At 39.3% G+C, this 12,170-nt stretch carries 16 protein-coding genes and 2 pseudogenes; 7 read left to right on the top strand and 11 right to left on the bottom strand.

From position 1 onward, the window contains the following. The first annotated feature begins 241 nt into the window (after positions 1 to 241). Positions 242 to 499, top strand: coding sequence for a hypothetical protein (locus ArsFIN_RS20235; RefSeq protein WP_135677694.1), 258 nt, complete (start codon positions 242 to 244; stop codon positions 497 to 499). Positions 500 to 646: 147 nt separating this feature from the next. On the opposite strand, the gene sseB is transcribed toward ArsFIN_RS20235, so the two are convergent. The 3 genes from sseB to ArsFIN_RS20250 all read right to left on the bottom strand — a co-directional run bounded on the left by sseB (position 647) and on the right by ArsFIN_RS20250 (position 2,418). Continuing rightward, a complete protein-coding gene (gene sseB / locus ArsFIN_RS20240; protein WP_135677693.1) occupies positions 647 to 1,198 on the bottom strand; it encodes a type III secretion system translocon protein SseB in 552 nt (183 codons plus the stop codon). Positions 1,199 to 1,285: 87 nt separating this feature from the next. Beyond that, entirely contained in the window at positions 1,286 to 1,870 is a 585-nt protein-coding gene (sseD, locus tag ArsFIN_RS20245; protein ID WP_167876727.1) for a type III secretion system translocon protein SseD, read from the bottom strand. Positions 1,871 to 2,220: 350 nt separating this feature from the next. Further along, positions 2,221 to 2,418: a hypothetical protein gene (locus ArsFIN_RS20250; RefSeq protein WP_026823657.1), complete on the bottom strand. Its 198-nt coding sequence runs from the start codon at positions 2,416 to 2,418 to the stop codon at positions 2,221 to 2,223. Positions 2,419 to 2,591: 173 nt separating this feature from the next. Between ArsFIN_RS20250 and ArsFIN_RS20255 the strand changes: the two genes are divergently transcribed. Beyond that, on the top strand, positions 2,592 to 2,903 hold the full coding sequence (locus ArsFIN_RS20255; protein ID WP_246067479.1) for a phage/plasmid replication protein, II/X family: 312 nt from the start codon (positions 2,592 to 2,594) through the stop codon (positions 2,901 to 2,903). A gap of 119 nt (positions 2,904 to 3,022) precedes the next feature. Here ArsFIN_RS20255 and ArsFIN_RS26620 read toward each other — a convergent pair. Further along, positions 3,023 to 3,181, bottom strand: a pseudogene (locus ArsFIN_RS26620) (IS91 family transposase); the annotation flags it as partial. Positions 3,182 to 3,271: 90 nt separating this feature from the next. Here ArsFIN_RS26620 and istA point away from each other — a divergent pair. Next, complete coding sequence (gene istA, locus ArsFIN_RS20260) at positions 3,272 to 4,312, top strand: IS21 family transposase (protein ID WP_135677417.1); 1,041 nt, start codon at positions 3,272 to 3,274, stop codon at positions 4,310 to 4,312. Next, a complete protein-coding gene (istB, locus tag ArsFIN_RS20265) occupies positions 4,299 to 5,060 on the top strand; it encodes an IS21-like element helper ATPase IstB (RefSeq protein WP_135677409.1) in 762 nt (253 codons plus the stop codon). Before istA ends, istB begins: the two co-directional genes overlap by 14 nt. Before the next feature lie 45 nt (positions 5,061 to 5,105). Here the strand turns inward: istB and ArsFIN_RS28345 are convergent, their stop codons facing one another. Next, positions 5,106 to 5,231 carry a hypothetical protein gene (locus tag ArsFIN_RS28345; RefSeq protein ID WP_276489426.1) on the bottom strand — a complete coding sequence of 42 codons (126 nt, stop codon included), beginning with the start codon at positions 5,229 to 5,231 and terminating at the stop codon, positions 5,106 to 5,108. 109 nt (positions 5,232 to 5,340) lie between these two features. On the opposite strand from ArsFIN_RS28345, the pseudogene ArsFIN_RS20270 reads away from it, so the two are divergent. Both ArsFIN_RS20270 and cspE read left to right on the top strand, forming a co-directional pair. Beyond that, positions 5,341 to 5,577: pseudogene (locus ArsFIN_RS20270) on the top strand (phosphate-starvation-inducible PsiE family protein); the annotation flags it as partial. Positions 5,578 to 5,791: 214 nt separating this feature from the next. Then, positions 5,792 to 6,007: a transcription antiterminator/RNA stability regulator CspE gene (gene cspE / locus ArsFIN_RS20275; protein WP_026824204.1), complete on the top strand. Its 216-nt coding sequence runs from the start codon at positions 5,792 to 5,794 to the stop codon at positions 6,005 to 6,007. 70 nt (positions 6,008 to 6,077) lie between these two features. On the opposite strand, the gene ArsFIN_RS20280 is transcribed toward cspE, so the two are convergent. Beyond that, a complete protein-coding gene (locus tag ArsFIN_RS20280) occupies positions 6,078 to 6,353 on the bottom strand; it encodes a hypothetical protein (RefSeq protein ID WP_026824203.1) in 276 nt (91 codons plus the stop codon). Positions 6,354 to 6,477: 124 nt separating this feature from the next. Beyond that, a complete protein-coding gene (locus ArsFIN_RS20285) occupies positions 6,478 to 7,680 on the bottom strand; it encodes an IS91 family transposase (RefSeq protein WP_135678365.1) in 1,203 nt (400 codons plus the stop codon). 311 nt (positions 7,681 to 7,991) lie between these two features. Here ArsFIN_RS20285 and ArsFIN_RS20295 point away from each other — a divergent pair. After that, positions 7,992 to 9,151 (top strand): IS3 family transposase gene (locus tag ArsFIN_RS20295; protein WP_135678367.1). Its coding sequence is split into 2 segments (ribosomal slippage): positions 7,992 to 8,271 and positions 8,271 to 9,151, totalling 1,161 coding nucleotides; the frame shifts between segments, so codons are not numbered across the junction. A 359-nt stretch (positions 9,152 to 9,510) separates the two neighbouring features. On the opposite strand, the gene ArsFIN_RS20300 is transcribed toward ArsFIN_RS20295, so the two are convergent. From ArsFIN_RS20300 to ArsFIN_RS20315, 4 genes are all read right to left on the bottom strand, one after another. Beyond that, the gene (locus ArsFIN_RS20300; RefSeq protein WP_135678014.1) at positions 9,511 to 10,713 is read right to left on the bottom strand and encodes an IS91 family transposase; all 1,203 of its coding nucleotides are present in this window, start codon (positions 10,711 to 10,713) and stop codon (positions 9,511 to 9,513) included. Positions 10,714 to 10,722: 9 nt separating this feature from the next. Further along, the gene (locus ArsFIN_RS20305) at positions 10,723 to 11,181 is read right to left on the bottom strand and encodes a hypothetical protein (RefSeq protein ID WP_135678330.1); all 459 of its coding nucleotides are present in this window, start codon (positions 11,179 to 11,181) and stop codon (positions 10,723 to 10,725) included. 383 nt (positions 11,182 to 11,564) lie between these two features. Next, entirely contained in the window at positions 11,565 to 11,852 is a 288-nt protein-coding gene (locus tag ArsFIN_RS20310) for a type II toxin-antitoxin system RelE family toxin (RefSeq protein WP_026824095.1), read from the bottom strand. Continuing rightward, positions 11,849 to 12,100, bottom strand: coding sequence for a type II toxin-antitoxin system Phd/YefM family antitoxin (locus ArsFIN_RS20315; protein ID WP_026824096.1), 252 nt, complete (start codon positions 12,098 to 12,100; stop codon positions 11,849 to 11,851). The genes ArsFIN_RS20310 and ArsFIN_RS20315 overlap by 4 nt, the downstream gene beginning before the upstream one ends. Positions 12,101 to 12,170 lie beyond the last annotated feature (70 nt).

The following is a 12,170-nucleotide window of genomic DNA, read 5'->3' on the forward strand; positions in this document are numbered from 1 at the left end:
ATGTTTTAAAATGTCCGTCAGGACATGTAAGGCGGCAGATTGAAATCACAAAGATAACTGAATGGAAAACCGCCGAAGCCAGGGGGGACTAATCGAGTAGCAGGAAACCCTGCGCTTGCGCCTCCTGCCAAGCCATCTTTTTACGGTAGCTAAAGCAACTAAGGCGCTTAAGGGGCGAAGAAAAAAGAACTTTTAACTATTTTTATGACTCAGTTTCTTTGAATATATTGGTCTATAATTAATGCTGACAAAAGAAGTTGTGAAAGTTTGTCGTAATCAGTTTGAATTAATTGATTTAAGGAGATTTATGATTATACGGTTATTATTTTTGTTGAGTTCTTTTAGTTTTTTTGGCGTTGCATTAGCTGAAGAACCACCTGTAGGATCTCCAGAATGGTGTGCTATTCATAAAGTTTGTGATGATCCGGCCACAGGTCCTAATGTTGGAAGTGATGAATGGAAACGTTGTCACGCTAGAGGTGGTTGTCAATATAATTAATCATCATTTAATTTTCTGACGAAGTAATTTAAGGTTCGCATAATATATAACACCGTTATGTTGAATAGCCGTCTGCGAAAATATCTCTTCGCAGACGGCGACCATTTACACATAACGCCATTGTGCGAACCTGTGGTTATTTAGTTTTTAGCGGATATTTTGCGCGATTGATTTGTTCATTTCAGCTATCATAGTTTGCATGCTATTAATTAAGCTAACTGTTATGTTATAGCTCTGCATGACTTTTTGAATTTGTAATTGTGATTGAGAAACAAAATCAGATGCTCTATCTGATACGGTTTTGATAGCAGCTTTAACAGCATTTAGTTGACCTTGATCTAAAGTTTGACCTTTTGGAACGTAATCATTGATGTTCTTTCTGTCAACAGTAATATTATTTTTTTCCATAAATTTTCTGACATCGTCAGGAATCTCTTCTTTAGCTTTATCGCCTTCCTTAGCTACCTTAGCGATGATTTCATCAACTCGGTTAGCCATTTCCTGCGAATCTCTTGAAAAATTCGCTTTATTTTGCATTTCATTAAATTTTGATTGAGCTAAATTTGTTAGTAACTCCATGAATGTAAATAATACTTCTATGCCTTGAGATAATATAGGATCTTGGTTATAGCTATATCCATTATTATATGATCCCCAAATAGCATTACTGTTAAATGATCCTACTGGCGAATTAATCATAATTTATTTCCATGGTTTATAAAGGTTATTTTGGTTTTTTCCATTTTAAAAAATACATATAACGAATTTTTATTGTTAAAATCAATTTTAATGGCGAATGGAAGAACTTATTCGACTGTGGAGTTCAACTAAATCTTTCGTAAAAGCTCTCATTTGTTCAGAAACTTGCCGAATTTTGTCTGCTAAATCATTAGTATTTTTTGCGTAATTTTGCGCATTGGTTGTTTGAAGTTCTCCTGTCAATTTATCTAGTTCTGCTAATTTTGTGTCGTTAGCCGATTGTATTTGTGTAATACCTTGAGTGCTTAGACCTAAACTATTTCCAAATTGTCCTCCAATTTGAGCTGAGCCCAAATATTTACCCGCTCCGATTCCTGCCAGACCAACTACTCCTGCAGCTATTTGTCCCCATGCTGACCATTTTGCTGCAGAATTTGCGTTATCTATTCCTTCACGTTTTTTATCCATTGAGGCAACTTGGATATTCCATCCTAGTTCTTGCTGTTTCTGGTTAAATTCTTGCAAGGTGTTACGGAGTTTTTTTAGCATTTCAGTTAGCATCATCATCAGTTCGTTGATTTGAGAAATGCTTTCCATACCATCACTGTATGACGATGTATTATATTGAGTTATTGAATTTGTATCGTGTAAGGTTGATTGAATATTATCCATTATTATTTTCCTTTTCATGAGAAATATTGAAACAAAATATATGATAATTTTGCTTGTACTTGGTTAACTTAAACTTCTTTATCTTCTAATATTCAAAAGCGATCAATCAGTTAAATACCGGAATTGTTTAGTATAAATTAAATAGGGTATAACCGATGAAGTCAGGGTTATTTTCTGTAAATGCAATTTCCATTTACATTAGTCATTTGTTAATTAAATGTTACGTAATTAAGAGTGCATGACTCTTTAATTATGTACTCTAATTATGTACTCTTGTATCATTTTGATATACTTTTACTTAAACTTAACTTTTATTTCCACATTTAATAACAATGATATTGTTATTTTATCTATGCTTTCCTGACAGTTTTTTTAGCTATTATATCTTTTACTGCATCATCAAGATAATTATCTATAAGATAACTTACTAATTCTGATTGTTTTAGTATATCTCCTGTTTTATTTCCTATTTCTAGTATTTTCCTTTTTAGTTCTAGCTTTCTTTCTTCGTTTATTCTTACTGTTGTATCTGCTCTCTTGGATGTCATAACAAATTTCCCCTTTTAGTTACTAATCATATCTTTTTTTTATTCAACATTTCACGCATGCGTATTTACAACATGCAAATGTTTCTTATATCATGTGTGCATGATGTAAATATTGAGATTTGTAAATGATAGATTTCCTTGAATTGCAGATTCCATTTAAAGACGAGTATGTGATGAGAACATCCCGTGATAGAGAGCACAGAGGGGGCTCTATCGATTTTATTCAGATTGCTAAATTAAGTGGTATTCGCCTGTCTGCTCGTGATGTGGAATTTGAAATAAAAGGGGATTTATCTGTTCAGGGATTAGCGCATCCTTTTGAATCGTTACCAACGCATTTTGCCAGTTTGGGCATGAAGATTTATCAGGGAACCCATTTGATTTTTCCGCGTGTCAATCTTAAAGCTTCACCTGCCAAACTTTTACAGGGGCATAACGTATTTGGTTCATGGTTAGGAATCTCAATCAATACAGTAAGGCATTAATGGAGGTGTTTTGAACTCAATATTTCTATTAAATTCTGACAGTTTTCTCGTTGATTAACCATGAGAACAGTAATTCGGTTAAATTATCATCTAAAAGCCTAATAATAGGCACACTGCTCCTAGGCTGCGGTTTGTAACCATCGTTTTTTGACCATTTTATCCCGCCTTTCTGACAGTAAAGTGACGGCGTGTATTCCTTTTTCCGCACTCATAAACCGCAATCGGTTTCCACATAAAATACATTGGTACGGGTCAGTATTTAAAAAACCTTTGATAAGGGTGTCACCGATCATGCAAAACTGATCCACTAACGATCATCTAAAACTGATCCACTTGGTATTATTCGCACATTTTTGTACGGATAATTTATGTTAACCAAGGAGATATTTGTGGATATTCATGTTCGCTTTGCACAAGGACAAAGCCTTCGAAAAATTGCCAGTGAGTTGGGTATATCCCGTAACACCGTAAAACATCATTTACAACAACAGACAATGCCAACTTATGCTAAAAGAAGTCAACAACCGACTAAATTATCCCCCTTTAAACCTTATTTGCTTCAGCGAATTGAACTGGCTAAACCTGATTGGATCCCTGCAACAGTCTTATTTGATGAGGTAGTTGAAAACGGCTATCAAGGTGGTATTGCTCAATTACGCCGATTTGTTTGTCAATTTAAACCAAGCATTGTTCCCGAAGTAGTCGTCCGTTTTGAAACACAGCCAGGTCAACAAATGCAAATCGACTTCACCAGCATCCGGCGAGGTAAAAAATCGCTGAAAGCGTTTGTTGCAACGCTAGGCTATTCGCGTGCGAGTTATGTAAAGTTCTTTGATAATGAACGAGCAGAATCGTGGCAGCAAGGTTTAAGAGAAGCTTTCGACTACTTTGGTGGTGTACCACAGGAAGTATTGTGTGATAACGCAAAATCCCTCATCATCGAACGGGATGCTTATGCAGAAGGTGATCATAAATTACATGTCGAAATGCTTCAAATGTCGAAAGATTACGGGTTTAAATTGAAGGCTTGCAAGCCCTACAGGGCAAAAACGAAAGGGAAAGTAGAGCGCTTTAACCACTATTTAAAAAACAGCTTTATCGTGCCATTAAACACCGACCTTCGTGCTCATAATCTTGAACTGGATATTGAAATAGCTAATGCAAAAGTGGGTCCATGGTTACAACGCGTTGCCCATCAGCGAATTCATGGAACAACGTTAGAGAAGCCAGCAGATAGATTAGCTAAGGAAGTGAAGTCTCTTCTACCCTTACCAGCAAGGGTTTGCCAATCTATCCCACAGACTAATACGCTTAATATCCCTATCGTACCGCCCCTTGAATCTGTCAGTTTGCAACACTCAATCAGCGTATACGAAGCATTACTGGGAGGTGAACATGTTATTGCATGAACAAATTGAACACCTGTGTGAGTCATTGAAATTAAATTCTATTCCGACTCATTGGTCATCACTTGCCGAAAAATGCATTGCCCAAGACAAAAGCTACGGAGAGTTTTTACTGTCCCTGTTAAAATGTGAGCAACAACAACGAGATGAACGAACTCGTAATCTTTTGAGTCGGATGGCAGGATTCCCAGCACATAAAGAACTTAATACGTTCGATTTTAAGTTTGCAACGGGGATCCCCAAACAACACATACAGGAATTAAGCGCATTAACGTTTATTGAACGTAATGAAAATGTCGTGTTGCTTGGCCCAAGCGGTGTAGGCAAAACGCATTTAGCTATTGGGTTAGGATTAAAAGCAGTACAGGCCAAGAAGAAAACCCGCTTTACCACGGCAGCTGAACTGATGTTGCAACTCTCAACTGCCAAACGACAAAATAAGCTCAAACAATATCTATCACGTTCGGTGATGGCCCCGAAGTTGTTGATTATCGATGAGATTGGATACCTGCCGTTTGGGCGAGAAGAAGCAAACCTGTTTTTCAATGTGATTGCCAAGCGTTATGAGCATGGCAGTGTCATATTGACGAGTAACCTATCATTTGGGCAATGGCCAAGTGCTTTTGCTGATGACGCAACATTAACTGCCGCTATGCTTGATCGTTTACTTCATCATTCGCATGTACTGCAATTAAGCGGTGAAAGCTACCGATTGAAAGATAAGCGGCGCTCAGGAGCAATAACTGAGTAAAACAGTGGATCAATTTTGATTGATCGGATTTAGATAAAAAGTGGATCAGTTTTCGGTGATCGTTGACATCATAAAACGTTTCGGATAAACAGGCGCTGTGGCACGTGAAGTGACGGGCAGCCTGCCTGATTTAACCGGTTTACGCTTTCTGGGAGATTTATTGCGAGCCATCGAGATGAATCCCTGAAAAAAATTAACCTACTGCAGAGTATAAAACAGTACTCAACTCATTAACATCCCCGAAGCAGCACCGCTGCGCCGCTCACGCGTAGCGTGCTACGTTCAAGGGATCGTTAATTATTTTCTTTATTTTGAATTTATCGCATTAATAATTAAATATTTTAATTCTTTGTATCATTTTCCTTTACAATATTTTGTCTATATAGGTGTTACTGCTATCATTCGATTAATTATCGTAGAACATAAGGATTCATTTTCTGTATTGATTTATGCAATCTCGATATTATTTATGGTCTTAGCCTTGTATTTAGCTAACGCAAAACGTCTCGTAGAATAAATAAACTATTGATTAAAACGATAAAGTATGGCTTAATTAAATCTCTCTCTGGAGATTAACAATCTCTTTTTATTAGTAAAAAATTTTAAGTAATTCAAAATTTAGCGATATCAATACCTCTCTTCATTAATGAGTTCCTTTGGATTAAATACCATTAGTAAAATTATGTTAATCTTTGAGATTTTTGATTAATTAACAAAATTAAGGAACTTATATGTCAAGCATCAATACAGGTATTGTTAAGTGGTTTAACGCGGACAAAGGTTTTGGATTTATTTCACCTAAAAACGGCAGTCAGGATGTGTTTGTTCATTATTCTGCGATTCAGGGTAATGATTATAAAACGCTCTATGAAGGGCAAGAAGTAAACTTCTCAGTCGAAAGTGGCCATAAAGGACCTTCGGCAACTAATGTAATAGCCTTATGCTAGTACATTGATTTATATTATCGCATAGTATAAAGATAACTATGCGATAATCACATTTAGTACCTATTAAAAGTTAATCCCGATACTCTTTTTCTTTGATTTTTTGTTTTTTTTCTTCCTCATGATGATATGAAATATTTATCTCATCATTTTCTTTTTCCAGTTTCGATGGTTCTTCTTCAAGTTGAATATCCGGCATCTTTTCTTCATCATGTAAGCGTATTGATTCGAAAATTACATCTTTATTATCATCGACTTTTTTTAATTTATCTTCTTGAGGTAATTGCGGTGATACTTCATTATCCGGTTCATGGTTAGGAAATTGAATCGCTTTTAAAGTGAGTAGCAAAAGCCATCCCTTATTGCAAAAAGGAGATGGGGATCGATTTATTGTGTTTAGTGCCAGTTAACATTTCCTCAGAGAGTGTAATTTCTAACCTGATTTCCTTATTTTAGACACATTGATCCTGCGTTTAGCTGCGTAACCATCGCTTTTTCTCCAGGTTATGCAGTCTTTCTGACAACAATTCCGTTGCTTTTTTACCCATTTGCGCCCCGGTGAAAAGCAGCCTGTCGCCACACAGAATACATTTGTACGGATCGGTACGCAGAAATCCTTTCATCAGCACAGAAAAACCTGGGTTCTCCGGTTTTTTACGTGCCGTCATCTCAAGTGCCTTATACACTTTCGGCAATAGTTTTCCCCGTTTACGATTCGACAAAAAACCAGAGTAACGCACCATTTTAAAATGCCTGGCCGGAATATGGCTTATATAGCGTCTAATCATCTCTTCCTGCGGCAGAGTCTGCTGCCGATGCTGGCCAGTTCGGTGGTCATGGTAGTGATGAACAACGGCACCCCCTCGGTAATGCCGCAGTTTTGACGCAGATACCGGTGGGCGTTTAAGGTAGCGACCGAGGTACTTAACACTATGCCATGCCCCTTTCGTTTTTTTAGCAAAGTGCACTTTCCAATAACGTCCGTACTGCGCCCTCAAGTAACGCCGCCAATGTTTTTTGTCACGGATATGGCCAAGACCGGGAAGAAGGCCAGGGTTAATTAAATCATAACTGTGACGCAGTAGTCGGATAACAGCCCCTCGCCAGATTTCTTCGACATCCTTTTTTTTGAAAAACAGCTTTCGCCATACACTATGTTTACTATCCAAACCCCCTCGAGTGACGGAAACATGAACATGCGGATGTTGATTGAGTTGCCGGCCATAAGTATGCAAGGCACAGAAAATACCAATTTCGATACCCTGTTTGCGAGCCAACTGCAGCATAGCTCGAGTGGCTGCCCGAAACAGAGCATTAAGTAGCGGCCAGTTATTGTTAAAAAAAGGCCAAAGGAGATGTGGCATGGTGAAAGTAATGTGTTGCCAGTCGCAGTCGGGTAAAATATGAACCTGCTGTGCTAACCACTGCTCGGTGGCTTTAAAGCCACATGAACTGCAGGCTTTTGACTTACAGCTTTGGCAGAAAAAACGGCTGTGAGAACAATCAGACGAAGCGCAACAATAGCGCCGGACACCTATGGCACAAGTGCCGCAGGCAAGCATGCGCTCCACAGATAAACTCGTCCACGAACTAACGCTATCGCCGTATTTTTCGAGGAATTTATTCCAACCGTCATCAATGGTGAAAAGTAGTTTAGCAGGACGAGGGATATACATCTGACTCAATTACCTTATGGGCATCTTGCCAAAGAAACAGAAATTGTCAGATTCGTCAGCCCAGTTATCGGTGTGTTTATCCCAGGGTTCAAAGGAAACAGGGATTATTCCTAGCTCCGTATAGGTGATGAATTCATCGGCAGGCAGACTTTCAGTTATTCCCCCCTCAGTGTAGTCGTATCCAGCGTCATCGGCTTGGTCTTGGCGTTGTTCAAAACCCCTGATAATCGTGACTAGCGGCGGGTGTAGTGGTCTAATAAAACTGTAGAGATTTATAGCTTATAATTAAGCAAAATCTTATAGGTATAAATATGACCCGAAAAGTAAAAGTAACCTTTAGCGGAAAGCAAAAACTGGAATATGCAAAACTCATGGTTGAAGGTGGATATAGCAATATCCAAGTTGAAAAAATATCCGGTGCGGGTAAATCTGCCGTATCACGATGGAAGCAACAATATCTTGCCGAGTTAAATGGGAATACGCCTGTAAAATCAAAAGCGTTAACACCCGAGCAACAGCGCATACAAGAATTAGAAGTTCAACTTAAGCGTGCTCAGAGGGATAATGACATATTAAAAAAAGCCGCGGCTTACTTCATCCTCGACAATCAAAACTCAAAATCGTGAAGCAACTGAAAATCATGTACTCCAATTTTACGGTCACTGAGTTATGCCATCTTTTTGAAGTAAGCAGCAGTAGTTTTTATTATGAAACGAAAATACCGACAGTTGAAAATGAAAGACTGTGTGGCGAAATCAAACGTATTTTTTATACATCGGGTCAAATTTATGGCAAAAGACGTATTCAAGCCGAGTTAAAGGGTTTAGGGCACCAAATTGGCACTTATAAAATATCGAACATCATGAAATTAAATCAATTAGTTGCAATTAGACCAACGAAAAAGCACTACTATCACTCATTGGGTAACGAACATCGATATGCCCCTAATTTGCTTAAACGACAATTTTCCCCTGAACAGCATAATCACTATTATGTCGGGGATATCACGTATATTAGACATCACTATGGGTGGAGCTATTTAGCCTGTGTGTTGGATTTAGCCACCAAAGAAATTATTGGTTATGCCTTATCAACAAAACCGGATTCGAAATTAGTGAAAGAAGCCTTAGATAACGCAATTGAACGGCAATTACCGGATACGACAAGTTTGATGTTCCATTCAGATCAAGGTTGCCAATATTCATCGGAGGAGTTTAGGGCGCACCTCTTTGAACGGAAAATAACTCAAAGCATGAGTCGGCGAGGTAATTGCCTCGATAATGCCGTGATGGAAAGATTTTTTAGGAGTTTAAAGACAGAAAGACTTAACCGTTTATCGTTTATGAATCATCAATCTGTTGTCTGTGAAGTTGAAAATTATATTCAGTTTTACAATTATTATCGACGCCATTCAACGATTGGTTATTTAACGCCACATCAAAAATATCATGAACTAAAAAATGCCGCTTAGATCTTCTACAGAATTTGTTGACCATTACACAGCCTGCCTGATTTAACCGGTTTACGCTTTCTGGGAGATTTATTGCGAGCCATCGAGATGAATCCCTGAAAAAAATTAACCTACTGCAGAGTATAAAACAGTACTCAACTCATTAACATCCCCGAAGCAGCACCGCTGCGCCGCTCACGCGTAGCGTGCTACGTTCATGGTTAGGAAATTGAATCGCTTTTAAAGTGAGTAGCAAAAGCCATCCCTTATTGCAAAAAGGAGATGGGGATCGATTTATTGTGTTTAGTGCCAGTTAACATTTCCTCAGAGAGTGTAATTTCTAACCTGATTTCCTTATTTTAGACACATTGATCCTGCGTTTAGCTGCGTAACCATCGCTTTTTCTCCAGGTTATGCAGTCTTTCTGACAACAATTCCGTTGCTTTTTTACCCATTTGCGCCCCGGTGAAAAGCAGCCTGTCGCCACACAGAATACATTTGTACGGATCGGTACGCAGAAATCCTTTCATCAGCACAGAAAAACCTGGGTTCTCCGGTTTTTTACGTGCCGTCATCTCAAGTGCCTTATACACTTTCGGCAATAGTTTTCCCCGTTTACGATTCGACAAAAAACCAGAGTAACGCACCATTTTAAAATGCCTGGCCGGAATATGGCTTATATAGCGTCTAATCATCTCTTCCTGCGGCAGAGTCTGCTGCCGATGCTGGCCAGTTCGGTGGTCATGGTAGTGATGAACAACGGCACCCCCTCGGTAATGCCGCAGTTTTGACGCAGATACCGGTGGGCGTTTAAGGTAGCGACCGAGGTACTTAACACTATGCCATGCCCCTTTCGTTTTTTTAGCAAAGTGCACTTTCCAATAACGTCCGTACTGCGCCCTCAAGTAACGCCGCCAATGTTTTTTGTCACGGATATGGCCAAGACCGGGAAGAAGGCCAGGGTTAATTAAATCATAACTGTGACGCAGTAGTCGGATAACAGCCCCTCGCCAGATTTCTTCGACATCCTTTTTTTTGAAAAACAGCTTTCGCCATACACTATGTTTACTATCCAAACCCCCTCGAGTGACGGAAACATGAACATGCGGATGTTGATTGAGTTGCCGGCCATAAGTATGCAAGGCACAGAAAATACCAATTTCGATACCCTGTTTGCGAGCCAACTGCAGCATAGCTCGAGTGGCTGCCCGAAACAGAGCATTAAGTAGCGGCCAGTTATTGTTAAAAAAAGGCCAAAGGAGATGTGGCATGGTGAAAGTAATGTGTTGCCAGTCGCAGTCGGGTAAAATATGAACCTGCTGTGCTAACCACTGCTCGGTGGCTTTAAAGCCACATGAACTGCAGGCTTTTGACTTACAGCTTTGGCAGAAAAAACGGCTGTGAGAACAATCAGACGAAGCGCAACAATAGCGCCGGACACCCATGGCACAAGTGCCGCAGGCAAGCATGCGCTCCACAGATAAACTCGTCCACGAACTAACGCTATCGCCGTATTTTTCGAGGAATTTATTCCAACCGTCATCAATGGTGAAAAGTAGTTTAGCAGGACGAGGGATATACATCTGACTCAATTACCTTATGGGCATCTTGCCAAAGAAACAGAAATTGTCAGATTCGTCAGCCCAGTTATCGGTGTGTTTATCCCAGGGTTCAAAGGAAACAGGGATTATTCCTAGCTCCGTATAGGTGATGAATTCATCGGCAGGCAGACTTTCAGTTATTACCCCCTCAGTGTAGTCGTATCCAGCGTCATCGGCTTGGTCTTGGCGTTGTTTAAAACCCCTGATAATCGTGACTAGCGGCGGGTAATACTGCGTGTCGAGAAAAAATTGGGGGCCGAGTCGGACGCAGTGGCGTATGGCTTCTTTTAGGGTGTCATAAAAAAATTCAGGCGGTCTGTCATCATCATTTTCGGGTGGGAGAGAGATCATAAAACGTTTCGGATAAACAGGCGCTGTGGCACGTGAAGTGACGGGCAGCCTGCCTGATTTAACCGGTTTACGCTTTCTGGGAGATTTATTGCGAGCCATCGAGATGAATCCCTGAAAAAAATTAACCTACTGCAGAGTATAAAACAGTACTCAACTCATTAACATCCCCGAAGCAGCACCGCTGCGCCGCTCACGCGTAGCGTGCTACGTTCGAATCAGATATGTTGTCAGCATTGGAATTAATAATTAATTTTTCTATAAAATTTCAACAAGACTTTTTGTACGATAAAAAACCAGTTTTAAAAAATGAAATAAGTGATAAAAAATATTTATTTAATACTAAAATGTAGTAGCTCAGACTAGATCTGACAGTTACCGGTTATTTATACAGTATCTGTCAGATCTAGTCTGAGCTACTACATTTTTATTTGCCCGATTGATGAAGATAGTTATACTTTGTTGCCCGAATAAAGAGGAGAATGTCAACGCAGTCGTTTGCTAGCAAGTTTATAAACTTCACTATGTTCACGTTTTCCAACGGCAACAACTGCAATGATTAACTCATCCTTAAAGATTTGGTAAACAAGTCTGAAGCCAGATGATCTGAGTTTAATCTTATAGCAATTTTGCATTCCTCTCAGCCTGGCTGCTGGAATATGCGGATTCTCAGCGCATTTCTTCAACTTCCTGGCGAATTGCTGTTGAATGGAACGATCAAGATTGTTCCATTCTTTGAGTGCATCAGTTCTGAACTTAACCTTGTAGATCATAAGTAACGATCCAGATTGACATCATGTAATGTCTGCTCTGCACGCTCTTTGACTAGGTTTGCTAATTCCTGGTCATCAATAAACTCTAACATTTGTTCATATAACTCGGCAGGAATGCAGTAAAACGCAGGTTGATTACGATTCAAAATTGCAACCGGATACCCATCTCCTGAATTGACTGTTGCCATAGGGTTTGTTTTCAATTCCGTAATGCTAGCTGTTGTTGTACTAAGAATGGTTGTTGGCATAAAAACCTCACTAAGAAACCTATTTATAGGTTTTATTTTAACACCAAAAAACTCATTAACAAGTCTTTTT

This window comes from Arsenophonus nasoniae (genome assembly GCF_004768525.1).
In the GTDB taxonomy this organism is placed as follows: Bacteria; Pseudomonadota; Gammaproteobacteria; order Enterobacterales; family Enterobacteriaceae; genus Arsenophonus; species Arsenophonus nasoniae.